The sequence below is a fragment of the Streptomyces sp. NBC_00459 genome (assembly GCF_036013955.1).
Lineage (GTDB): Bacteria > Actinomycetota > Actinomycetes > Streptomycetales > Streptomycetaceae > Streptomyces.
Map to the genome: position 1 here is coordinate 5,935,078 of NZ_CP107903.1, position 22,674 is coordinate 5,957,751.

Consider the following 22,674-nt stretch of genomic DNA (forward strand, 5'->3'; position numbering starts at 1 on the left):
GCCCTGTTCAGCCCGCGCAGAGGCAGAACGGGTGCCCCGCCGGGTCCGCGTACACCCTGAAGGAGCGGGCCCGGTCCTCCGTGTCCAGCGGCTTCGCGCCCAGCGCCAGCACCTCCCGCTCGGCCGCGTCCAGATCGGCCACGGTCACGTCCAGATGGAACTGCTGCGAGGCGTCGGGCGCCGGCCACTTCGGCGGTACGTGGCCCGGGGCGGCCTGGAAGGCCAGCTTCGGCCCGTCCGGGATCCGCAGGTCGATCCAGTCCTCCTCGACCTCGGGCGTGCCGCCCAGCAGTCCGGCGTAGAAGGCGGCGAGCACGCCGGGGTCGGGACAGTCCAGGACGACGGTGTCGAACTTGGCGATGGCCATGGCTTCCTCCGTTGTTGCCGCTGTTACCTGTTACCCGTTGATGGGATTCATACGGTAACGGTTACCGGATGCCCGTGCATAGGAGGTAACGCGAAGAGGTACCGTCGGAGGTATGAGCGAGAACGGGTCCGCGCCCGGAGGGCTGGCCCTCGTGGAGGCACTGGTGAACACCAGGGACCTGGAATCGGGCCGGGACGCGCTGGACACCGCCGAGGGGCGTGCCCCGCTGGGCATCGCGGAGATCGGCGCAGGGGAACTGGCGGCCGTGAAGGAGCTGCGTGAGTCCCTGCGGGCCGTCTGCCTGGCCCACGCCGGGCATCCACCGCACGACACGGTCACTCCCCTGGGACAACTGCTGTCCCGCGCCCCGTTGTTGGTGACCGTCGACGAACGGGACGGCTCGGCCCGCCTGACCGCCGCCGAGGAGGGCCCGCTGCTCTCCCGCGTGGCGGCGGCCGTCGCGGAGGCGCTCACCGACGGCACCTGGCTGCGCCTGAAGGCCTGTGAGCTGCCCGAGTGCCACTGGGCGTACTACGACCGCAGCCCCGCCGGGCGCCGCCGCTGGTGCTCCATGTCGGTGTGCGGGGCGCGCGCGAAGATGCGGCGCTATCGCGCGAAGTAGAGGGTCCGGGCGCAGCGGCTGCCCGGGATTCGGGATGCGGGTCCCGGAGGGTGGCCGGGGTGTGGAGAATGGGGCAGGCGCCGGTCCGGCCGACTGAGCCTCGGCCGGACCGGCGTCCTTCGTCGGCCGGACTCCGGCAGCCGTGAGCGGCCGACGGGCGGAAGCGACCGTCAGCCGTGGCGCCCGTCAGGCGGTGGGCCGCCCCATCGCCCGGTACGTCCAGCCGGCCTTCCGCCACACCGCCGGGTCGAGGGCGTTGCGCCCGTCCAGGACGAGCCGGTGGGCCACCGCCTCGCCCAGCACCGCCGGGTCCAGCTCGCGGAACTCCCGCCACTCGGTCAGGTGCAGTACGGCATCCGCGCCCCGCACAGCCTCCAGGGCCGTGTCGGCGTACGCGAGCGTCGGGAAGAGCCGCCGGGCGTTGTCCATGCCCTTCGGGTCGTACACCGTCACCTGGCCGCCCTGGAGGTGGATCTGCCCGGCGACGTTGAGGGCCGGCGAGTCACGGACGTCGTCCGAGTCGGGCTTGAAGGTGGCGCCGAGCACCGCGACCCGCTTCCCGAGGAACGGACCGCCGCCCAGCGCCTGCCGGGCCAGCTCCACCATCTGGCCGCGCTGGCGCATGTTGATCGAGTCGATCTCGCGCAGGAAGGTCAGCGCCTGGTCGGCGCCCAGCTCACCCGCACGTGCCATGAACGCCCGGATGTCCTTGGGCAGACACCCGCCCCCGAAGCCGATCCCGGCCCGCAGGAACTTCTTGCCGATCCGGTCGTCGTACCCGATCGCCTCGGCGAGCTTCGCCACATCCCCGTCGGCGGCCTCGCAGACCTCCGCCATCGCGTTGATGAACGAGATCTTGGTGGCCAGGAAGGAGTTCGCCGACGTCTTCACCAGCTCGGCGGTCGGGAAGTCCGTGACGACGAACGGCGTCCCCTCCCCGATCGGCGTGGCGTACACCTCGCGCAGCAGCTTCTCGGCCCGCTCGCTCCGTACGCCCACCACGAGCCGGTCGGGGTGCAGGGTGTCCTGGACGGCGAAGCCCTCGCGCAGGAACTCCGGGTTCCAGGCCAGCTCGGCGTCCGCGCCGGCGGGCGCCAGTCCGGCGATCGTCCGGGCGAGCCGGTCCGCCGAGCCGACGGGCACGGTCGACTTGCCGACGACGAGGGTGGGGGCGGTGAGGTGCGGGGCGAGGGACTCGATCGCGGAGTCGACGTACGACATGTCGGAGGCGTACTCGCCGTGCTTCTGCGGGGTGTTCACACAGACGAAGTGGATGTCCCCGAAGGCGGCGACCTCGGCCCAGTCCATGGTGAAGCTCAGCCGTCCGGTGGACCCCTCGATCCCCGCGACATGCCTGCGCAGCAGGTCGTCGAGCCCGGGCTCGTACATGGGGGCCTGCCCGCGCCGCAGCAGGTCGATCTTCTCCTCGACCACGTCCAGCGCCAGCACCTCGAATCCGAGCTCGGCCATGGCGGCGGCGTGGGTGGCTCCGAGGTATCCGGTGCCGATCACGGTGATCTTGAGAGCCATGGGTGCTCCTGGAGGTGTGGCGTGGGGGCGGTCGTGCGTGCGATGGCGAGCATAGTCGCGGGCCTGCCGAGGGCTGTCGTGGCCCTTCACCGGGCAGAATCCCACCCGGAATCCACCCTGTCGCCAAGCTCACGTATCACTCGGGTTGGCAGGCCCTTAAAATTTGGATTACCTACTGGGTTACTTAACGGTAGTTAGCGTCAGTCATACAGCGTCTTTGGAGCGTGAGAGACCTTGGCCGGATCGGCTGATTTCGACCTGTACCGCCCGTCGGAGGAGCACGACATGCTCCGTGACGCGATCCGCTCCCTGGCCGAGGCGAAGATCTTGCCGTACGCCGCGGCGGTGGACGAGGAGGCCCGCTTCCCCCAGGAGGCCCATGACGCGCTGGTGGCCAACGATCTGCACGCGGTGCACGTACCGGAGTCGTACGGCGGCGCGGGCGCGGACGCGCTGGCGACCGTGATCGTGATCGAGGAGGTCGCGCGGGTGTGCGCCTCCTCGTCCCTGATCCCGGCGGTGAACAAGCTCGGCTCCCTGCCCGTGATCCTCTCCGGCTCGGAGGAGCTGAAGAAGAAGTACATGACACCGCTCGCCAAGGGCGAGGGCATGTTCTCGTACTGCCTCTCGGAGCCCGACGCGGGCTCGGACGCGGCAGGCATGAAGACGAGGGCGGTCCGCGACGGCGACTTCTACGTCCTCAACGGCGTGAAGCGCTGGATCACCAACGCGGGCGAGTCCGAGTACTACACGGTGATGGCCGTGACCGACCCGACAAAGCGCAGCAAGGGCATTTCGGCCTTCGTGGTCGAGAAGTCCGACGAGGGCGTCTCCTTCGGCGCCCCGGAGAAGAAGCTCGGTATCAAGGGCAGCCCGACCCGCGAGGTCTACCTCGACAACGTCCGCATCCCGGCCGACCGCATGATCGGTGAGGAGGGCACGGGCTTCGCCACCGCGATGAAGACCCTGGACCACACCCGCATCACGATCGCCGCGCAGGCCCTGGGCATCGCGCAGGGCGCCCTCGACTACGCCAAGGGGTACGTCAAGGAGCGCAAGCAGTTCGGCAAGCCGATCGCCGACTTCCAGGGCATCCAGTTCATGCTCGCCGACATGGCGATGAAGATCGAGGCGGCCCGGCAGCTCACGTACGCGGCGGCGGCCAAGTCCCAGCGCGGCGACAAGGACCTCACCTTCCAGGGCGCGGCGGCGAAGTGCTTCGCGTCGGACGTGGCGATGGAGGTCACCACGGACGCGGTCCAGTTGCTGGGCGGCTACGGCTACACCCGCGACTACCCGGTCGAGCGCATGATGCGCGACGCCAAGATCACACAGATCTACGAAGGCACCAACCAGGTCCAGCGGATCGTGATGGCCCGCAACCTGCCGTAACCGGTACGGCTGCCGGTCACGCGTTCGCCCCTGCCCGACGGATCGGGCAGGGGCGAACGCGTGTACGGCCGACCGCTGTGCTCAGTTGCCGGAGACCGTGACCTTCTCGTCGTTCTTCAGCTCGTTCACCAGCGTCTTCACCTTCGCCTTGTCCCAGACGAGGTTGCTGCCGGTCGAGCCCGAGATCGGCATGTTCATGGACTTGCCGTCGCCGCCCGTGACGCCCTTCATCGCCCAGAACATGTCGCCCAGGTCGAACAGGCTCATGTCCTTGTCGACGATCAGGGTGTCGAGGCCCGCGCTCATCGTCGGGTACAGCTTGAAGGGGTTCAGGATCGTGCCCGGCGTCGCGGTCTGGCTCGCCAGCGCCGCGAGGAACTTCTGCTGGTTCTTCGTACGGTCGAGGTCGCTGCCCGCGAGGGCGTACCGGGTACGGACGAAGGCCAGGGCCTGCTCGCCGTTGAGGGTCTGCTTGCCCGCCGTGAAGTTGGCGCCGGACTTCGTGTCCTTCATCCCGCCCTTGGGGATGGTCAGCTCCACGCCGCCGACCGCGTCCACGATGTTCGCGAAGCCGGCGAAGCCGATCTCCACGTAGTGGTCGATGCGCAGGCCCGTGTTGAACTCGACCGTACGGACGAGCAGTTCCGGCCCGTCCGTCGCGTACGCCGCGTTCAGCTTCGTGTGCTTGCCGGTGCCCTTGTACGTCTTGCCGGACTCGGAGCCGACGAACGTCGGGATCTCCACGTCCGAGTCACGGGGGAGGGAGATGAGCGTCGGGCCGTTGTCGCCGGTGTGCAGGATCATCATCGAGTCGGTGCGCTTGCCCTCGGCGGACCCGGTGTGGAGCGCCTTCTTCTCCTCGGCCGACATGCCCTCGCGGCTGTCGGAACCGACGATCAGATAGTTGGTGCCCTTGCCCTCGTCCGGCCGGTCGATGACCTTGGACAGGTCGACCTGGCGGTTCAGCTTCCCGTCGGCCCAGAAGTACGTACCGACGGACACCACGACGAGGAGTGTGACCACCGTGATCGCGGTCCACTTGATGCGCTTGCGCCAGTCCGGGGCGGAGCGGGGCCCGTGGCCGCCGCTTCCCATGGCACCGGGGCCGCCCGGCCCGCCGCCCTGGCCGCCGGCGTGCGGAGCGCCGCCGTAGACCTGGCCGGTGTTGTACCCGCTGTCATAGCCGTTGCCGTAAGGATCCTGGCCTTGGCCCTGGTCACCGGCGTACGGCTGCTGCTGCGGCACCCCGCCGCCGTACGGCGGGGCGGCCGGGTTCTGGCCTCCCGGGCCGCCTTGGCCGCGCTGGACCTGCCGCATCACGCGCGCACCCTCGGGCTGTGCGTTCGCGCTGCCGCGTCCGTAGCGGTTGTTGCGGTTGTCGTCGGACCACGCATCGGGCCAATCGTTCATGCGGACCAGTGTGCAGTGCTGGGCTGTGCCCTATACAAGGGTCGAAGGAATTTAGGAACAGGCCTGTTGCCAAGCTGACACAAATCGCCCATGTGTACGTCGCGCATAAGGTGGACGCCATGACAGACCAGGCCACCGGGGCAGAAGAGGCACCCCCGGGCAAGCCGACCTCCGCCTCCCGGACCACCCTCAGCCACATCATGACGAACGCCGACACCAACCTCCTGGGCACGGTGCACGGCGGTGTGATCATGAAGCTGGTCGACGACGCGGCCGGCGCGGTGGCCGGCCGGCACAGCGGCGGGCCCGCGGTCACCGCGTCGATGGACGAGATGGCGTTCCTGGAGCCGGTGCGGGTGGGTGACCTGGTCCATGTGAAAGCCCAGGTCAACTGGACCGGCCGGACCTCGATGGAGGTCGGGGTACGGGTCCTGGCCGAACGCTGGAACGAGTCGACGCCGGCGACACAGGTCGGCTCGGCCTACCTGGTCTTCGCGGCGGTCGACGCCGAGGGCAAGCCGCGCATCGTCCCTCCGGTCCTCCCGGAGACGGAACGCGACGAGCGCCGCTGTCAGGAGGCCCAGATCCGCCGCACGCACCGGTTGGCGAGGCGGCGGGCGATCATGGAGCTGAGGGAACGGAGAGCGGCGGAGGGCCTGGACGACTGATCGACGGAGTGGAAACGGGTGGGTGGGAAACCCGGTCTGGGCCGCACCGGCCTCGCCGACTCACCGACACTCCACCTCGTCCCCCGTGGTCACCCCGAACTCCCCGACCCGAACCTTCCGCACCCCCTGGTGGTCCGCCCCGACAGTCACCTTCAGCACCGCCCCCTGCCCCCGCACCACCCGCAGCGAACTCCCCGGCAACGCGGCAGCCAGCGACCTCGCGGACCGGTCCCACCGGGGGTCGTACGCGATCACCGTCCGCGTCACAGCACCCCGCTCCCGCGCGTTCACCGGCACCCGGGTCGTCCGGAACCCCGCTGCGGCCAGCGCCCGGTCCACCTTCTGTCCCAGCCCCACCGTGCGCGTCCCGTTCTCGACCTGCACCCGGATCTGCTGCGGCGCCACCTCGACCCGCACCGGCGCCCCGCTCCGACCGCCGCCGCGACCGCCCTTCCGCACCGACAACGGCTCGTCCTCCCGCAGCGCCCGGAACAGCCGTCCCGCCTTCGCCTCGTCCCACTTCAACGTCGAACCGATGCCCTTCACGGCGTACCCCATCCGCCCGATCGGCACGGTCGTGAACTCGGACGACGACGGGGAGAAGTTCCGCATGGCCCGCCCGAGGTCCAGCAGCTCACCCGTGCCGAACTCCTTGTCCGCCCGCACCGACCCGAGCACCGCCCGGGTGATGTCCCGGAACTTCATCGGGTTCAGCAGCACTCCGGACGACGTGGACTGCGCGATCAGCGCCGCCATGAACCGCTGCTGGCGCTGCATCCGCCCCAGGTCGGAGGAGCCGTCGGCGTGCCGTGAACGCACGTACTGCAACGCCTCCCCGCCGTTGAGCTCATGCTCCCCGGCAGTCAGGTTCAGCCCGGTGTACGAGTCCTTCAACGGCTTCGTCGTACAGATCTCGACGCCGCCCAGCACATCGACCGTCTTCATGAAGCTGGTGAAGTCGATCTCCAGGTAGTGGTCGATCTTGACGTGCGTCATGTGCTCCACCGTCCGCACGGTGAGGTTCGGACCGCCCTCCGCGTACGCCGCGTTCAGCTTGATGACATGTCCGCCGTGCCGCTGTCCGGTCGTCCGGTCGGTGTGCGGGGGCGTCACCGCGTACGAGTCGCGCGGCAGGCTGACCACACTCGCCCGCTCCCGGTCCTCCGAGATGTGCACGATCATCATCGTGTCGGTGCAGTGGCAGGGAGCCCCGCCGAGCCGGTACTTGCGCCGCTCCGCCTCGCTGATCTTCTCCCGGCTGTCCGTACCGACCAGCAGCACGTTCATGCCGTGACCGGCCCGAGGACGGTTCTTCATGTCCTTGAAGGGGTCGACCCGGGCGATGTCGGCGTCGAGGCTGGTGACCACCGCGTGCCCGATCCCGGCCGCTGCGAGCACCACGACGGACAGCGTCGTCACCGCCCGCATGGCCCAACGGGGCTTCTTCCGCCGTACGGGGGGACGCGGACGCCCGGACGACGGCCGTGGCCGGCGCTGCGGGGAACCGGGGGAGCGAGGGGATGCGGGGGACGCGGGCATGGGGGAACACCTCCGCGAAGGCAGACCGGGGGGAGGGGGGAGTGGGCCGAACGTGGGATCCGTGAGCACCGTAGGCCCATACGATCTGCGGCCCGGGTCAGGGAGCGGGCGGCGCGCGTCGGTGTCCCCCGTTCGCGGTAACGTGAGCCCCCTATGAACGCCAAGCCCGACGTGCAGCTGCCCGCCGTGTCCGTGATCATGCCCGTCCTCGACGAGGAGCGGCATCTGCGCGGAGCCGTCCAAGCGATCCTCGCCCAGGAGTACGCGGGCGAGATGGAGGTCGTCATCGCCCTCGGTCCGTCCACGGACCGCACGGACGAGATCGCCGCCGAGCTGGTCCGCGAAACGGCCGGTACGAGCAAACGCGTCCACACGGTCCCCAACCCGACCGGCCGTACGCCCGCCGCGCTGAACGCCGCGATCAAGGCCTCCCGCCACCCCGTCGTCGTACGCGTCGACGGACACGGCATGCTCTCGCCCGACTACATCTCGACCGCCGTACGTCTCCTCGACGAGACCGGCGCGCAGAACGTCGGCGGGATCATGCACGCCGAGGGCGAGAACGCCTGGGAGCACGCGGTGGCCGCCGCGATGACCTCGAAGATCGGGGTCGGCAACGCCGCCTTCCACACGGGAGGCACGGCCGGGCCCGCCGAGACGGTGTACCTCGGTGTCTTCCGGCGCGCCGCCCTTGAGCAACAGGGCGGCTACAACGTGGAGTTCATCCGCGCCCAGGACTGGGAGCTGAACTTCCGGATCCGGGAGGCGGGCGGCCTCATCTGGTTCTCGCCCGAGCTGCGGGTGTCGTACCGCCCGAGGCCCTCCGTGCGCGCGCTGGCCAAGCAGTACAAGGACTACGGCCGTTGGCGCCATGTCGTGGCCCGCTACCACGAGGGTTCCATCAACCTGCGCTACCTCGCCCCGCCCACCGCCGTGCTGGCGATAGCGGCGGGCGTGGTGCTGGGCGCCGTACTGACACCGTGGGCCTTCCTGGTGCCCGGCGGCTACCTCGCGGCCATCGCGGCGGGTTCGGTCCCGGCCGGCAAGGGCCTCTCGCTGAAGGCCCGGCTGCAGATCCCGGTCGCCCTCGCCACCATGCACATGTGCTGGGGCTGGGGCTTCCTGACGAGCCCGAAGTCGCTTGCCCGCAAGGTGATCGCGGCTCGTCGGCCGGCGGTGCTGGACGGCGCGAACGCGGCCTGAACGACAACGAGTCGGGGGCCTGCCGTCAGTCAGTGACTGACGGCAGGCCCCCACTTGTTCCTCCGCACCCGTGACGGCCTCCGAGGCCGACTACCAGCGATAGGGGGAGTAGACCTCCATACAGGCGCCGGTGTCCGAACCGACCACCTTGTCGGCGGTGGCGGGCAGTTGACCGGCCTTCGGCGCGGTCTGCTTCGGATAGGCCTTGCCCTCACGCCAGTCGGCGCCCACGGTCACCGTCACACCCGAGACGTCCGTCGACTTCTTCACCGAACTCGCCGGAATCCCGAGGGACTTGGCGACGAGCTGGGCGTCGCCCGCCAGGTCGGCGCTCGGGTAGTTCACGACCGTCTTCTCCACGGACAGCGAACCGGACGTGTCCGCCCCCGCGTTGGTGAAGCCCTTGGCCGAGAGGATCTGGCTGATCGCGGTCGCCCGGCCGCCGACCGCGCCGAGGGTGGCCGTCCGGGTGCCGTTCCGCACGAGCACGCCGATCTGCCCGGGATCGGCCGCCGGGTCCGTGGAGGCGGTCGCCGAGGCCGCTGCCGTCGGGGCCTTCGTCGCCGCGCTGCCGCCCTTGTCGTCGAAGGCGATGTCGTCGCGGAGCATCGTCCACATCGTCTCGGCGTCGGCGTCGGCCGTCACCAGATGGTTCGCGTTCTGGGAGTCCACGACGGTCGGGATCGTCGTCATCGTGATGCGGTCGGTCGGCACCGACTTGAGCTGCATGCCCAGGTCGTACAGCTCCTTGACCGTGCCCAACTCCTCGGACACCGTCAGGGACTTGGTGGCCGCCTCGGCCAGACCGGTGAGCCGTCCGGCGTCCGTGAAGACGTTCTGCGCCTTCAGCGTGCGGATCATCGAGTTCATGTACATGTGCTGGGCCTTGGCACGCCCCAGGTCGCTGTAGAAGGCATGCCGGGTACGCAGCCACTGCAGCGCCTGCTTGCCCTGGACCTTGTGCTTGCCGGCCGTGAGCTTGAGCCCGGAGCCGCCGGACACGTTGGGCAGCGGGCGGTCCCACACGTTCTGCTTCACACAGACCTCGACACCGCCGATGGCGTCGGCCATCTTCACCACGCCCGCGAAGTCGATCGTCATCCAGTGGTCGATGTAGACCCCGGTGAGGTTCTCCCAGGTGGCCAGCGTGCAGCCGGCGCCGCCCCGGGCCAGCGAGGTGTTGATGATCGCGTTGGTCGCCGCGAACTTCTCCCCGGTGTCGGGGTCCGTGCACTTCGGTATGTCGACGCGGGTGTCGCGCGGAATGCTCACCACGGCCGCGCTCTTGCGGTCGGCGGAGACGTGGAGCAGCATCTGGACGTCGCCCAGCGGCGGGTTGCCCCGGTTGGCCCTGTCACCGCCCAGTGCCACGTTGGCGTCGGAGCCACGGCTGTCCGAGCCGATCAGCAGGATGTTCAGCGGAGTCTGCCCGGCCGCGTTCGCCTCGGTCTTCTCCGCCTTGGAGTCGCCGGTGCTGCGCTTGCCCTTCTGGATGTTGCTGTTCAGGTGCTCGTAGTACAGGTATCCGACACCGGCGGTGGCGAGTATCAGCACCGAGAGGGTCGCCGCCGACCAGCGCAGCACCTTGCGCCTGCCGGGCCGCCGCTGTCTTCCCGCCGGACCGCCACCGTTACCGCTACCGCCACCGCTGTCGCCGCCGGAGTCGCTCTCCTGCTCGTGCGAGCCGTCCCGCTGCCCCGGAACCCGAGCAGGCCGGACGCCTGGTCGCGTCCCCTCCCCGTGCACACTGCTCTGCGTCATTCCCCTGCCTCCCCACCCTTGCGCCGCCGTCGAACAGGCCTGCCGCGCGTCCTGTGAGACGCAAGGCAGGCCTGTCAGGTCAACCGGCGCACCAAAAACATCTGGCGCAGACGCCCATTGATCAATTCGAAGTGCTCAGCTTGTTCAGCTGGCGCACTGCACCTTGTTCGCCGTGGACTGTCCCTCCACGGTCGGTGCCTTCGCCGGCGCGGTGAGCGAGACGCCGGCCCCCTTGAAGTCCTTGCCCAGGGTCAGCGTCATGGTCGGCAGCCCCTGGGCGTTCGTCACACTCTTGCCGGGCTTCATCGCCGAACCGGACAGCCCCATGATGGCGGCCAGCCGTCGGGCCTGGTCGGCCTGGTCGGGCGCGTACTCCAGCGTCGTCTTCGCGATCTCCGCCGGAGCGTTGCCCGCGTTCTCGGACTTCGTCACGCCCTCATCATTCTGCAGGTAGTTAAGAACAGCCTGTGCGGAGCCGCCGACGGCACCGCCGTTCAGGATCCGGACCCGCACGTCGGCGGCGGCGGACTTGGTGCCCTTGAGGCGGGCGGCGACGGCAGCCGCCTCCTTCGCCTTCTGCTGCTTGACCGTGGTGAACGACACGTCGTTCGCGATCGCGTTGAACACCTCGGGAGCCGTCGGACCGACGACGACCGTCGCCCGGACCTTCTCCGCCGGGTTGTCGACCACCGGGACGGTCATGAAGGTGATGTTCTTCGTCGGCACCTTCTTCAGTTCGAGCGCGACGTCCTTCAGCGTGGAGACCTTGCCGAGGCCGGTGTCCACGGTCAGCGCCTTGGTGGCCGCCTCGGCGAGCTTCAGCAGCTTGGCCGGGTTGGTCAGGGTGTCGCTGGAAGCCATCTTGCGCATCAGCGAGCTGAGGAACTGCTGCTGCACCTTGATCCGGTCCAGGTCGCCCTGGTTGCCGAAGCTGTGCCGCGTACGGACGAAGGCGAGCGCCTGCTCTCCCTCGACCGTCGACTTGCCGGCGGGCAGATTCAGCTTCGATTCCTTGTCCTTGACGGCCTTGGTCACGCAGACCTCGACCCCGCCCACCGCCGTCGTCAGCGTCTTCACCGCGTTGAAGTCGGCCATCATGAAGTGGTCCGGAGAGATGCCCGTGACCTCCTTCACCGTGCGCATGGTGCAGCCGGGGTCGCGCCCGTCCTGCCCGAGGCTGGTGTTGAAGCGGACGTTCTGGGTGCCCCGGATGATCTCCTCGGTCCCGTCGGACTTGATCGTCGGACAGTCCGGGACGTCGACGATCAGGTCGCGCGGAATGCTCAGTGCGGTCGCGTTCGTCCGGTCCTTGGAGACGTGCAGCAGGATCGTCGTGTCCGCGTGCCCGACGCTGCCCGCGTCGCCGTACTTCTCGTTGCCCGCACCCGTGCGCTTGTCCGTGCCGATGATGAGGATGTTGAAGGCCTCGTCCTTGCTGAAGCCGGACTTGCCCGCCGTTCCGACATCCGTCGTCTGGACGTTGCCCTCAAGGTGCTTGAGGTACAAGTAGCCACCGGCGGCGGCGGCCACCATGACGAAGGCCATGGTCCCGCCCGTCCAGAGCAGCACCTTCTTGGCCTTCGACTTCTTCTTCTCCGGGGCCCGTGAGCGGCGTCGCCCGGGCAGTGGCTCCTCGGGCGCACCGCGGCGCCGTCTCGGCGGCGGTACCTGCCCGGGCGTGCCGGGCACCCCGTGCGTCTCTCGCTCGCGCTCCCGCTCCGGTGCCGCCGAACGCCCGCGTCCCGCGCCCGCGTTGGCAGGCGCAGCTCGACGAGGTCCCGGGACCGCTGATTGCGGTGCGGAGGGAGTCAGTCGCAGTTCGTATTCGCCGGTGCTCGGGTTGAGCACCCACTGGTCTGCGGGGTCGATGTCGTCCGCCCGCCCACGGCCTTGCGCGTCCACGGTTGTCTGCATCCTCCGTCGGGGCCACGCGGCGCCTTTCCCCCTCCAAGGCGCTCGGGTCTCGGTCAGCCGGTGTGCACACGACACGTGTCCTGACGCACCGGATCGCTCACACTATCCGTCCAGTTGGGCGTCAAGCGACGACGGTGACAAATTCCACGTCCCTACACCTGGGCAATCCACCCATTTTCTTGAACTAAAGTGCGCCGACTTGGCAAGCGCTTTACCCGCAGGTGCCCCGGGTGGCCGTGTTGCCGCGGAATGCGGGTACCGGAACGGGTTCGGAGGGCGGGGTGACGGAATCACCCCGAACCGGCATTTCCCTCGTGACGGTGATCGGCGCGTCCGTGCGCAATCGCTCGAACAGCCGCCCGGCGTCCGGCTCGACAAGCTGGTCGCGATTTGCGTCGTAGGCGTACGACTCCCGTGGAACGGTCAGGAACTGCACACGTTCGGCAGGAATGTCGCGCACACCGCGCACCAATTCGTACAAACCGCGCAGGCTGGCCAGGGCGGGGTCCGTGGTGAGCGAGGACGTGGCGGCGTCGAGCAACGGATAGAGCTTCACCGGGTTAAGCAGGACCTCGTCGCTCTGCACCTTGTTGACGAGCGCGCCGAGGAAACGCTGCTGCCGGTCCATGCGGGCGGTGTCGCTCCCGTTGCCGAGGGACTTCCGCGCCCGCACATAGCCGAGCGCCTGCTCGCCGTCGAGCGTCACCCGCCCGGCGGGCAGCCGCAGTCTGGCCTCCCGGTCGTCGACCGGCTTCGCCAGACACACCTCGACCCCGTCGACGGCGTCGACAATGTCCTTGAAACCATGGAAGTCGACCACCATGTGATGGTCGATCCGAATGTCCGTCAGCATTTCCACGGTACGGATCGTGCAGGCCGAACCCCCCTGCTGGAAGGCCTGGTTGAACATCGTGAACATGGGTTCGCCCCGACTCCCGTCCGGCCGCAGGCACCTCGGTACGTCCACCATCAGATCGCGCGGCAGGGACATCGCGGTGGCGCTGCGCCGGCCGGCGGCGAGATGCAGCAGGATGGCCGTGTCCGACCGCTCGGTCCCGGAGTCCCGCCCGTACTTCCGGTTCCCGTCCCCGGCCCGCGAGTCGGACCCGATCAGCAGGATGTTCCGCGCCCCGCGCACGAGCGAGGTGGGCCGTTCCTTCTCGTACCGGGCGAGTTCGGCGGCGGCGTCATGGTCCGGTGTGATGTTCCCGTCGAGCTTGGCGTAGACCCCGAGCCCGATCCCGACGGTACCGACCGAGACGACACCGACCCCGAGAACGGCCCGCCGCAGCCAACGCCGCCGCCCGCCGACAGCGGTGACCCCGGCGCCGGGCCCGAGGGTGCCTGAGGTCTCGGTCACGGCTGGGCGCCCCCTCGTGGTCGTACGAGCACGTGCTCCTACGACCATGACGCGAAGGCGGCCCCGAAGGACCCCGCTGATGGGCCGAACGACTGAATGCCGGGCCGGGGGACGAACCCGGGGGCGCGGGGCTGCGACATGCACGGCTCCGCCGTGTGAGCGCGACAGGCCCCCACCGGGACACACCCGGAAGCCCGGAGGCAACGCCCCCGTCCGCTATCCGCGGCGCGTAGCCGTCACCCGCTCGTCCTCGACCCGCTTCGCCACCGCGTCCTCACTCGCCCGCTCCAGATGCCTGCACAGCACCACAGACCCCCCGGTGGCAAGCGGCGAGTACAACCCCGCGCTGACCCCGTCCCACGTGTCGTACCCCAGCCCCGACAACAACCGGGACCCGGGCCCCGTGAGCCCGAACCCCACCGCATCCGCCGCGGCCCGCTCCACGACCTCCGCCCCCGTGAACTCCGCCCCGGCCACGATCAACGCCGCCGCCTCCGGATCCACTGGCGCGTACGGCGCGAACCGGTCCCCCTGTCCCGGTACCTCCACCGCGTAGTCGGCGAAGCCGGCCGGTGCCTGCGGGAACCGCCCGCCCAACGGCCGCAGCGCGAGAGCGATCCGCTCACCGGAACACGCGCGCGCCGCGTCCAGCGTGTCCGGCCCGCTGACGACGATGTCGGCAGCGCCGGGCTCGCCCGCCATGTCCGCGACGACACCCACCGACGAACACGCCAGCAGCCACACCGCCGTCTGCCAGTGCGCGGGCAGCAGCAGCGCGACCCGGTCACCGGGTTCGGCGGACAGCTCGCCCTGGAGGAGATTGGCGGTCTTGGCCACCCAATTGGCGAAGGTGGCCACGGACAATTCGACACGTTCACCCGTGGCGTCGTCGTAGAAGGTCACCAGGGGGCGGGCGGGGTCCGCGGCGAGCGCGGAACGCAGCAGGTCGGCAGGGGTGCGGTCGGTGGCGTTCACCCGCGCAAGAGTACGCAGGAGCGCGCGTGGCCGTGGGCGCGGCCCGGCTGTCGGAGCCACCGGTTCGGGTGAACGGGCCAGACGACCCGTCAGTTCATCGTTGGACAGATATGTATGACTATGTCCAGGATCAGGGGCATGCGTGGATATCTTTCTTCTTCCATCGGCGTCGTATGTGCAACAGCCCTGGCGCTTCCGTTGACCCTGCTCACCACCCCGGCCCCGGCCTCGGCGAGACCCGCCGAGGCAAGACCGGCACAGATGGTCCCGGCGGCCCCCGCCGCTTCCGCCGTCCCCGGCAGCACCCAGTCGCTCCCGCTCGCCCCCAGCCCCGGCGACCGCACCATCGGCCCGGCCGCCGAACAGGGCCTGTACCGGCCGGACGTACGGCACTTCTCGCTGGTCGGTGTCGTCTGGGACAACCCGGACACCGAGTTGTTCGGCCAGGTGCAGGTCCGTACCCGGGAGGCCGCGAGCGGTCACTGGTCGGGCTGGCAGGACCTGGAGACGCACAACCACGAGCACGCGGCCGACCCCGACACCGCCGAACGCGTCTCGGGCCGGGTCCGCGGCTCCACGGCACCGCTGTGGGTGGGCAGATCGAACGGCGTGGAGGTACGCGTACGGGCGGACGGCGAGGGAGACACGGGCGCCCGCTCCCCGCTCCCCGCAGGCCTGCGCCTCGAACTGGTGGACCCGGGTACGGCACCGGCAGCACCCGCGACATCCGCGCGACAGAGCGCTCGCGTCATGGGGGCGGCGGAGCCCGAGTACGCCACCGAGGCCGCGGAGTCGGACGCGGCCAACGCGGACCTCGCGCCCCTCGGCGCCACCGAGATCCCGGCACTGAACCGACAGCAGACGGAGGAAGAGGCGCTGACGCTGCAGCGGCGCCAGGAGACGGAGACGGGAGCGGGAACGGTATCGGAGGAGCGGCAGGTGAAGCCGTACATCGGCCCGCGCCCGCGGATCGTCACCCGGCGCGGCTGGGGTGCGGACGAGACGCTGCGCGAACGCGGCTTCGTCTACACGAAGAAGGTGAAGGCGGCCTTCGTGCATCACACGGCCTCGGGCAACAAGTACTGGTGCTCGGACGCCCCGTCCCTCATCCGTGGTATCTACCGCTACCACGTGGAGAGCAGCGGCTGGCGGGACATCGGCTACAACTTCCTCGTCGACCGGTGCGGAAACATCTACGAGGGGCGCGCCGGCGGCCTGGCGAAACCCGTGATGGGCGCACACACGCTCGGATTCAACACGGACAGCATGGGGATCGCCGTCCTCGGAACTTTCGTCGACTCCAAGCCGTCCAAAGCGTCAGTGGGTGCGATCGCCCGGCTGACCGCCTGGAAGCTGGGCCTGTACGGGGTCAATCCGAACGGGAAGACATACCTGAAGTCGGGTGGTGGCAATCTCTACCCAAAGGGAAAGAACGTACGACTGAACGCGATCTCCGGCCACCGGGACGGCTTCGCCACCGAGTGCCCGGGCCGGCTGCTCTACGGGAAGCTCGGCTCGGCGCGCAAAACGGCGGCCAAATACCAGGGGCGATGAGGATTCGGCCGACCGGACAGCGTCTTCGGTCGGTCCTGGCAGGAAGCAGAGACGACAGGTGACAGAAGCGATCCTCCTGGTCGGCGGCAAGGGCACCCGGCTGCGTCCGCTCACCGTGCACACCCCGAAGCCGATGGTCCCGGCGGCCGGGGTTCCCTTCCTCACCCACCAGTTGGCGAGAGCGAGAGCGGCGGGGGTGGAGCACGTCGTCCTGGCGACCTCCTACCTGGCCGAGGTGTTCGAACCGTACTTCGGCGACGGCTCGTCGCTCGGCCTCCATCTGGAGTACGTCACCGAGGACGAACCCCTCGGCACGGGCGGCGCGATCCGCAACGTGGCCCCGCGTCTGCACTCCGGCCCGGACGACCCGGTCCTCGTCTTCAACGGCGACATCCTCACGGGCCTGGACATCAGGGCCCTCGTCCGCACCCACGAGTCGACGCGGGCGGACGTCTCCCTCCACCTGACCCGAGTGACGGACCCGAGGTCCTACGGCCTGGTCCCCACGGACGAGACGGGCCGGGTGACAGCGTTCCTGGAGAAACCGCAAACCCCCGAGGAGATCGTCACCGACCAGATCAACGCGGGGGCGTACGTCTTCCGCCGCTCGGTCATCGACGCGATCCCGGCAGGCCGCCCGGTGTCGGTGGAAAGAGAAACGTTCCCGGAACTACTCGCTGTGGGGGCGCATCTCCAGGGCCTGGTGGACTCGACGTACTGGCTGGACCTGGGCACCCCCGCGGCCTTCGTCCGCGGCTCGGCCGACCTGGTCCTGGGCCGAGCCCCGTCCCCGGCCGTCCCCGGCCGCTGCGGCGACCGCCTGGTCCTCCCCTCGGCCCGGGTCGCCGCCGACGCCAAACTGACCGGCGGCACGGTGGTGGGCGAGGGCGCGTTCGTGGCGGAGGGCGCCCGGGTCTCGGGCAGCACGATCCTGGCGGGCGCGGTGGTCGAACCGGGCGCGGTCATCACCGACTCCCTGATCGGCGCGAGGGCCCGCGTGGGTGAACGCTCGGTCCTCACGGGCACGGTCATCGGCGACGGCGCGGTCATCGGCGCCGACAACGAACTGAGCGAGGGCGTACGGGTGTGGTGCGACGCAAGAATCCCGGCGGGCGCACTCCGCTTCTCGTCGGACCGGTAGGCCGTACCTCACACTCACCGGCCGGCACCCTTCAGCCGGTCCGGCGTTTGAGGACGAGCGCGTTCAGCGCGTAAGGGGGGTCTGGGGGCGCAGCCCCCAGGGATGGGACGGCTAGGGGCGGCGGGGGCGAAGAAACCGCGCCCCGCCTCAGAGCCGCCCGATATCCCCCTTACGCATACGTGGCGCCCGCCTCCCCGGCGTACGCCCACTCAGCAGGATCAACCGAGCCGCCCGATGCCGCTGCCCCGCATACGGCTCCAGCAACGACAACATCACCTCGTCATCCGCGTCCCGATCCCCCGCCAGCGCGAACCCGACGATCCCCGGCAGATGCAGATCCCCCACAGTCACGGCATCCGCCGCCCCATGACTCCGCTGCACGACCTCGGCCGAGGTCCACGGCCCCACCCCGGGAACCAACTCCAACCGAGCCCGCGCCCGCTCCGGATCCAGCGTCACAGCCTCCTCGATCCGCCCCGCGACCCGGACAGCCCGCAGAACCGTCGAAGCCCGCTTGTCGTCGACCCCGGCCCGATGCCACTCCCAGGACGGAATCAGAGCCCAGTCCCGAGCCGCGGGCACAACGAACAACCCCTGCGGCATGCCTTCGGGCCCGGGCGCAGGCTCCCCGAACTTCCGTACGAGCAGCCGCCAAGCCCGGTAGGCCTCATCGGTCGTGACCTTCTGCTCCAGCACGGACGGAATCAGCGACTCCATGACCAGCCCGGTCCGCGTCAGCCGCAGGCCCGGCCGCCGATGCCGCGCGAGCGCGACAATCCGGTGCCGAGGTGCGAACACCTCGGGATCGTCGGCCGCCCCCAGCAACTCGGGCAACTGCTCCAGCAACCACTCGGCCCCGTGCCCCCACGCCTCCCCCCGGACCACCCCGTCCCGCAGCGCGACCCGCAGAGTGCCGGCCCCGGCAGGCGTACGGCTGGCCCGCCACACGGACCCGTCCGGCGCCGCCCGGAACGTGGGGTCGCCCGGCCCCCGCCGCAACGGCCCCAGAACCAGCCCGAGGTCGAGCGGCACACCGGGCACCCAGGTCCGCGACCGCCCCGGCGCACCGGCCTGCCGCGGCACCCCACCGGGCACGACGACATGCCCACCCCGCACGGTCGTACGAGTGGGCCGGGAAGGCTGAGGAGAGAACCGTCCTGCCACGAAAACCGTTCCTAGCACACACAAAATGGAGCCCGGAAAAACGAACCGCCGCTACGACGAACCGCCCCTACGACGAGCCGCCGCCAAGAAAACAGCAGCCCCCGCCACCCACAACCTCACCGCACCTCGATGAACGCCCCCGCATCCCGGTCCACCCGAGCCCGCGGAGCCTCCGCCGGATGTCCGACCGCGACCGCGCCCATCGGATCCCACCCCGCCGGCAGCCCCAGCACCTCCCGCACGACATCCCGGCAGAACATCGTCGACGACACCCACGCAGACCCGAGCCGCTCACCGGCGAGCGCGACAAGGAAGTTCTGCACCCCGGCCCCGGTCGCGACCACGAACATCTCCCGCTCGGCCCCGTCCCGTCGAGCGTCCCCGTACGTGTGCGACCCGTCCATCACCAGACAGGGCACCACCAGATACGGCGCCCCCCGCAGCACATCCCCCCGCCGCACCCGCTTCTCGACGGACGCCTCGCTCTTCCCGTCCCGCCGCAGATCCGCGATCCAGGCGTCCCGCATCGCGTCGAGCAGCTCGGTCCGGGACCGCTCCGACTCCAGCAGTACGAAGCGCCAGGGCGTCGTGTGATGCGGAGCGGGCGCGGTCACCGCGGCGGCGACCGCCCGCCGTACCGCCCCGGGGTCGACGGGCTCGTCGGTGAAGGCCCGCACCGTACGCCGCTGGGTCACCGCCTCCCGTACGGCCTCCGACGTACCGAGCCGGAACATGTCGTCGCGGGAGTCGCGCACCAAGGCCCGGGCCCCCGCCCTCTCGCTGTCGCCCTCGACCACCAGCTGAGGCAGCCCGCGCACGACGGCGACGGGCAGCCCCGAAGCCTTGCCCTTGACCAGATCCCCGGCGCCGGCCAGCTCGTCGGCGGTCGCCACTACGGTCGCGGAGAGCGGATTGCCGTACGCGTCCGTGCCCCCGCGCAGATCGTCGAGCACGCGCACGCCCGCCGCGCCGATCGCCACGTCGGTGAGCCCCGCACGCCAGGGTCGCCCGAAGGTGTCGGTCACGACGACCCCGACGTTGACGCCCAGCGCGTCCCTGAGCCCGTCCCGCACCGCACGCGCGGACGCGTCGGGGTCCTCGGGCAGCAACAGCACCGTCCCGGAGGGCGTGTTGGAGGCGTCGACACCGGCCGCGGCCATCACCAGCCCCTGCCGGTTCTCCACGATCCGCAGCGGTCCGCGCCGGGCGACGACCCGCACGGTCTCGGCGTCGATCGCGGCCTCCCGGTCCGCCGCCTCGACGACGCGTCCCTCGGCCTTGGACACGATCTTCGAGGTGACGAGCAGCACGTCCCCGTCGCGCAGCCCGGGCTCGGCGGCGGCGATGAGCTTCGCGAGATCGTCTCCACGCTGAACCTCGGGCAGCCCACCCACGGCCCAGACCCGATACCCGTCCCCGCCACCGGTATCGATACCGCCGCCGGTACGGCCACCGATCGCACCCTCACCGGAAAGTCCGCCGTTCAAGCGCCCCGCACCTCCTCCGCCAGCGCGAGCGCCTCGCGCGCCATCTGCGCCGACGCCTCCACGTCCGTCATCATCAGCGGCACCGCACGGCAGCGGATGCCCGCCGTCTCCACCCGCTCCACCGCGCCCGCGTCGACCGTGTCGACGAGCCAGCCGTCCAGCAGACCCGAACCGTAGTGCTCGGCGACCGCCGCCGCCGTGGCCTCCACGCCCACCGCCGCGAGCACCTTGTCGGCCATCCCGCGCACGGGCGCGTCCCCGACGATGGGGGAGAGGCCCACCACGGGCACGCCCGCCTCGGCGATCGCCTCGCGGATGCCGGGCACGGCCAGGATCGTGCCGACGGACACCACCGGGTTGGAGGGCGGGAAGAGGATCACGTCGGCGTCGGCGATCGCCTCCAGGACCCCCGGCGCCGGCTTCGCCTGCTCCGCGCCGACCGGCACGATGGCCTCGGCCGGCACGGAGGCCCGCAGCCGCACCCAGTACTCCTGGAAGTGGACGGCCCTGCGCTCCCCGTCCACCTCGACGGCGACATGCGTCTCCACGCGGTCGTCGGACATCGGGATGAGCCGCACCCCGGGCTTCCACCGGTCGCACAACGCCTCGGTGACGGCGCTCAGCGGATAGCCCGCGCCGAGCATCTGCGTCCGCACGATGTGCGTGGCGAAGTCCCGGTCGCCGAGACCGAACCACTCCGGCCCGACGCCATACGCAGCGAGCTCCTCCTTCACATGGAAGGTCTCGTCGGTCCGCCCCCAGCCCTGCTCCTCGTTGATGCCGCCGCCGAGGGTGTACATCACCGTGTCGAGATCGGGGCAGACCTTCAGCCCGAAGAGGTGAATGTCGTCCCCGGTGTTGCCGATGACGGTGATGTCCGCGTCCGGCACGGCCCGCTGAAGACCGCGCAGGAACCGGGCACCACCGATGCCGCCTGCCAGAACCACAATGCGCATGCGGACAAGTCTTGCAGGCGGGTACGACAGTGCGCCGACCGGTCGCCGGGCCGCCGGCGCGGACCCCGCTCTCAGCCGGTCACGGCCGCCGACGGCGCGCAGCGCGCGGCGTGCATCGGCATCTCCGTCAGGCCCGGGTAGTAGACGTGCAGGCTCACGGCCGGTTCGAGGCTGTCGTTGACCACCTCGTGGACGTACCCGGGAGCGAACACCCGCTGCGAGCCCGCCTTCAACGCGCGCGTGCCGCGCTCCGTCCGCTCGGTCAGCCGCCCGTCCAGGACCGTCAGGACGCCCGACGAGCCGCCGTGGTCGTGCAGCCCGCTGCCCTGTCCGGGGACCCAGGAGAGCAGCCACACCTCGTAGCCGGGGCCGGTGCGCAGCCGGTGGTACCAGCGCGAGGTCGCGTCGTACCGGACGAGGTGCGCCCACTGGGAGGGGTCCGCGGCGATGGCGCGGGCCAGGCCGACGAAGTCGGCGACGGTGGCCGGGTGCTCGCGCGGCGCCTGGAGGAGGTGCGGTACTTCGAGGATGTCGCCGGCGATCTGGAGGTCGCTGTCGCTGTTCATGGAGTGCGGAGGTCCTCGGCGGGAGAAGTGTGGGGGTTGGCTGGGTGTCGCGTACCGTCCGCCCGGGTCACGGGCGGGAAGGCCGGGAAAAGCAGCGCCCTGGTGTGGGCTTCGGGGGAAACAGCAGCCGAGTCGCGGTGGACTCAAAGGCAGCCGGAGCGCGTTGGGCTCAACAGCTGGAACAGCAACAACAGCTACAGCGAACACGGTCAGCACCGAGGGACCGCGCGGGGCGGGTCGAGGTGGGTACCGAGTTCGCGAGCATGCCCACAAGGACATCGGTTCACACCTTCACTGTCAACTCGACGCCCGGTATGTGGGACATGTTTCACCTCATCCGGTTCATCTCCCAGGTGAAAGGTTTGTTCGCCGGCCTTCGAGGACACATGGCGCACAACCAGGCGCACGGAGTTCGGAACGAGATCGAACTTCTGGGCGTCCTCTCCCGTACAGGCGCTGTGCGGGGGTAGTCGTCCCCCGGGGCCTCCTCTGCCTGTCAAGGTTTATGCCGATTTGAACACTTTCCGCTTGGCCTTGGTTCCGCAGAGTGAATAAGGGGCCCAATAGCAGATCTCGGCTTGACTCGCCCGGAGCAGCACACTTGTAATTTCACTCGTGTCGTTCGGCCGACAACGGTCGACGGCAACCTCACGGGGACGCGAAAGACAGACGAGGGGCGCACATGACCGAGACGGTGCAGCAACTGCTGGTCGACGACGCGGACGAGGAACTCGGCTGGCAGGAGCGCGCGCTGTGCGCCCAGACCGACCCCGAGTCCTTCTTCCCCGAGAAGGGCGGCTCGACCCGCGAGGCCAAGAAGGTCTGCCTCGCGTGCGAGGTCCGCTCGGAGTGCCTCGAGTACGCCCTCGCGAACGACGAGCGCTTCGGTATCTGGGGCGGCCTGTCCGAGCGGGAACGCCGCCGTCTCAAGAAGGCCGCGGTCTGAGGCGTACGGCACCGGGCTCCACGTAACGCAGCACACGGCAGCACAACGAACGGCCCGTCGCGGGTGGGGTTGTCCACAGGCGGCGGGCCGCCGTGCTGCCCAGCCGATAGTGTGGCTGC

General features: G+C 70.1%; 19 protein-coding genes. 7 read left to right on the plus strand and 12 right to left on the minus strand.

Annotation, left to right across the window (positions count from 1 at the left end; translation table 11 throughout):
• Window positions 1–7: 7 nt before the first annotated feature.
• Window positions 8–367 (minus strand): VOC family protein, encoded by a 360-nt coding sequence (locus tag OHN74_RS26335; RefSeq protein WP_327697066.1) that lies wholly within the window; start codon window positions 365–367, stop codon window positions 8–10.
• A 112-nt stretch (window positions 368–479) separates the two neighbouring features.
• Between OHN74_RS26335 and OHN74_RS26340 the strand changes: the two genes are divergently transcribed.
• On the plus strand, window positions 480–989 hold the full coding sequence (locus OHN74_RS26340; RefSeq protein ID WP_327697067.1) for a CGNR zinc finger domain-containing protein: 510 nt from the start codon (window positions 480–482) through the stop codon (window positions 987–989).
• 186 nt (window positions 990–1,175) lie between these two features.
• Here the strand turns inward: OHN74_RS26340 and OHN74_RS26345 are convergent, their stop codons facing one another.
• Complete coding sequence (locus OHN74_RS26345; protein WP_327697068.1) at window positions 1,176–2,519, minus strand: UDP-glucose dehydrogenase family protein; 1,344 nt, start codon at window positions 2,517–2,519, stop codon at window positions 1,176–1,178.
• A 234-nt stretch (window positions 2,520–2,753) separates the two neighbouring features.
• Here OHN74_RS26345 and OHN74_RS26350 point away from each other — a divergent pair, with 234 nt between their 5' ends.
• Entirely contained in the window at window positions 2,754–3,911 is a 1,158-nt protein-coding gene (locus OHN74_RS26350; protein WP_327697069.1) for an acyl-CoA dehydrogenase, read from the plus strand.
• 81 nt (window positions 3,912–3,992) lie between these two features.
• On the opposite strand, the gene OHN74_RS26355 is transcribed toward OHN74_RS26350, so the two are convergent.
• Window positions 3,993–5,321, minus strand: a complete 1,329-nt coding sequence (locus OHN74_RS26355) for an LCP family protein (protein WP_327697070.1) — start codon at window positions 5,319–5,321, stop codon at window positions 3,993–3,995.
• Between the two features lie 119 nt (window positions 5,322–5,440).
• On the opposite strand from OHN74_RS26355, the gene OHN74_RS26360 reads away from it, so the two are divergent.
• A complete protein-coding gene (locus OHN74_RS26360) occupies window positions 5,441–5,989 on the plus strand; it encodes an acyl-CoA thioesterase (protein ID WP_327697071.1) in 549 nt (182 codons plus the stop codon).
• Window positions 5,990–6,049: 60 nt separating this feature from the next.
• Here the strand turns inward: OHN74_RS26360 and OHN74_RS26365 are convergent, their stop codons facing one another.
• Window positions 6,050–7,528, minus strand: a complete 1,479-nt coding sequence (locus tag OHN74_RS26365; RefSeq protein ID WP_443060448.1) for an LCP family protein — start codon at window positions 7,526–7,528, stop codon at window positions 6,050–6,052.
• Window positions 7,529–7,681: 153 nt separating this feature from the next.
• Here OHN74_RS26365 and OHN74_RS26370 point away from each other — a divergent pair, with 153 nt between their 5' ends.
• On the plus strand, window positions 7,682–8,731 hold the full coding sequence (locus OHN74_RS26370; protein WP_327697073.1) for a glycosyltransferase family 2 protein: 1,050 nt from the start codon (window positions 7,682–7,684) through the stop codon (window positions 8,729–8,731).
• 90 nt (window positions 8,732–8,821) lie between these two features.
• On the opposite strand, the gene OHN74_RS26375 is transcribed toward OHN74_RS26370, so the two are convergent.
• The 4 genes from OHN74_RS26375 to OHN74_RS26390 all read right to left on the minus strand — a co-directional run bounded on the left by OHN74_RS26375 (window position 8,822) and on the right by OHN74_RS26390 (window position 14,741).
• Window positions 8,822–10,492, minus strand: a complete 1,671-nt coding sequence (locus OHN74_RS26375) for an LCP family protein (protein WP_327697074.1) — start codon at window positions 10,490–10,492, stop codon at window positions 8,822–8,824.
• A gap of 144 nt (window positions 10,493–10,636) precedes the next feature.
• On the minus strand, window positions 10,637–12,394 hold the full coding sequence (locus tag OHN74_RS26380) for an LCP family protein (RefSeq protein WP_327697075.1): 1,758 nt from the start codon (window positions 12,392–12,394) through the stop codon (window positions 10,637–10,639).
• Window positions 12,395–12,617: 223 nt separating this feature from the next.
• Complete coding sequence (locus OHN74_RS26385) at window positions 12,618–13,766, minus strand: LCP family protein (protein ID WP_327697076.1); 1,149 nt, start codon at window positions 13,764–13,766, stop codon at window positions 12,618–12,620.
• A gap of 216 nt (window positions 13,767–13,982) precedes the next feature.
• Window positions 13,983–14,741 (minus strand): TIGR03089 family protein, encoded by a 759-nt coding sequence (locus OHN74_RS26390; RefSeq protein WP_327697077.1) that lies wholly within the window; start codon window positions 14,739–14,741, stop codon window positions 13,983–13,985.
• 138 nt (window positions 14,742–14,879) lie between these two features.
• On the opposite strand from OHN74_RS26390, the gene OHN74_RS26395 reads away from it, so the two are divergent.
• Both OHN74_RS26395 and OHN74_RS26400 read left to right on the plus strand, forming a co-directional pair.
• Entirely contained in the window at window positions 14,880–16,295 is a 1,416-nt protein-coding gene (locus tag OHN74_RS26395) for a peptidoglycan recognition protein family protein (protein ID WP_327697078.1), read from the plus strand.
• Window positions 16,296–16,353: 58 nt separating this feature from the next.
• On the plus strand, window positions 16,354–17,436 hold the full coding sequence (locus OHN74_RS26400; RefSeq protein ID WP_327697079.1) for an NDP-sugar synthase: 1,083 nt from the start codon (window positions 16,354–16,356) through the stop codon (window positions 17,434–17,436).
• Between the two features lie 147 nt (window positions 17,437–17,583).
• Here the strand turns inward: OHN74_RS26400 and OHN74_RS26405 are convergent, their stop codons facing one another.
• From OHN74_RS26405 to OHN74_RS26420, 4 genes are all read right to left on the minus strand, one after another.
• The gene (locus tag OHN74_RS26405; RefSeq protein ID WP_327697080.1) at window positions 17,584–18,600 is read right to left on the minus strand and encodes a DNA-3-methyladenine glycosylase family protein; all 1,017 of its coding nucleotides are present in this window, start codon (window positions 18,598–18,600) and stop codon (window positions 17,584–17,586) included.
• 116 nt (window positions 18,601–18,716) lie between these two features.
• On the minus strand, window positions 18,717–20,033 hold the full coding sequence (locus tag OHN74_RS26410; protein WP_443060574.1) for a coenzyme F420-0:L-glutamate ligase: 1,317 nt from the start codon (window positions 20,031–20,033) through the stop codon (window positions 18,717–18,719).
• 50 nt (window positions 20,034–20,083) lie between these two features.
• Window positions 20,084–21,043 carry a 2-phospho-L-lactate transferase gene (cofD, locus tag OHN74_RS26415; RefSeq protein ID WP_327697081.1) on the minus strand — a complete coding sequence of 320 codons (960 nt, stop codon included), beginning with the start codon at window positions 21,041–21,043 and terminating at the stop codon, window positions 20,084–20,086.
• A 71-nt stretch (window positions 21,044–21,114) separates the two neighbouring features.
• Entirely contained in the window at window positions 21,115–21,609 is a 495-nt protein-coding gene (locus OHN74_RS26420) for a cysteine dioxygenase (RefSeq protein WP_327697082.1), read from the minus strand.
• A gap of 682 nt (window positions 21,610–22,291) precedes the next feature.
• Between OHN74_RS26420 and OHN74_RS26425 the strand changes: the two genes are divergently transcribed.
• A complete protein-coding gene (locus tag OHN74_RS26425) occupies window positions 22,292–22,555 on the plus strand; it encodes a WhiB family transcriptional regulator (RefSeq protein ID WP_010034659.1) in 264 nt (87 codons plus the stop codon).
• Window positions 22,556–22,674: the final 119 nt, after the last annotated feature.

Coding starts and splice junctions, on each gene's coding strand:
- OHN74_RS26365 (WP_443060448.1), bottom strand. CDS start 7,528: ATGCCCGCGTCCCCCGCATCCCCTCGCTCCCCCGGTTCCCCGCAGCGC.
- OHN74_RS26420 (WP_327697082.1), bottom strand. CDS start 21,609: ATGAACAGCGACAGCGACCTCCAGATCGCCGGCGACATCCTCGAAGTA.
- OHN74_RS26345 (WP_327697068.1), bottom strand. CDS start 2,519: ATGGCTCTCAAGATCACCGTGATCGGCACCGGATACCTCGGAGCCACC.
- OHN74_RS26355 (WP_327697070.1), bottom strand. CDS start 5,321: ATGAACGATTGGCCCGATGCGTGGTCCGACGACAACCGCAACAACCGC.
- OHN74_RS26425 (WP_010034659.1), top strand. CDS start 22,292: ATGACCGAGACGGTGCAGCAACTGCTGGTCGACGACGCGGACGAGGAA.
- OHN74_RS26375 (WP_327697074.1), bottom strand. CDS start 10,492: ATGACGCAGAGCAGTGTGCACGGGGAGGGGACGCGACCAGGCGTCCGG.
- OHN74_RS26335 (WP_327697066.1), bottom strand. CDS start 367: ATGGCCATCGCCAAGTTCGACACCGTCGTCCTGGACTGTCCCGACCCC.
- OHN74_RS26370 (WP_327697073.1), top strand. CDS start 7,682: ATGAACGCCAAGCCCGACGTGCAGCTGCCCGCCGTGTCCGTGATCATG.
- OHN74_RS26360 (WP_327697071.1), top strand. CDS start 5,441: ATGACAGACCAGGCCACCGGGGCAGAAGAGGCACCCCCGGGCAAGCCG.
- OHN74_RS26340 (WP_327697067.1), top strand. CDS start 480: ATGAGCGAGAACGGGTCCGCGCCCGGAGGGCTGGCCCTCGTGGAGGCA.
- cofD (WP_327697081.1), bottom strand. CDS start 21,043: ATGCGCATTGTGGTTCTGGCAGGCGGCATCGGTGGTGCCCGGTTCCTG.
- OHN74_RS26395 (WP_327697078.1), top strand. CDS start 14,880: ATGCGTGGATATCTTTCTTCTTCCATCGGCGTCGTATGTGCAACAGCC.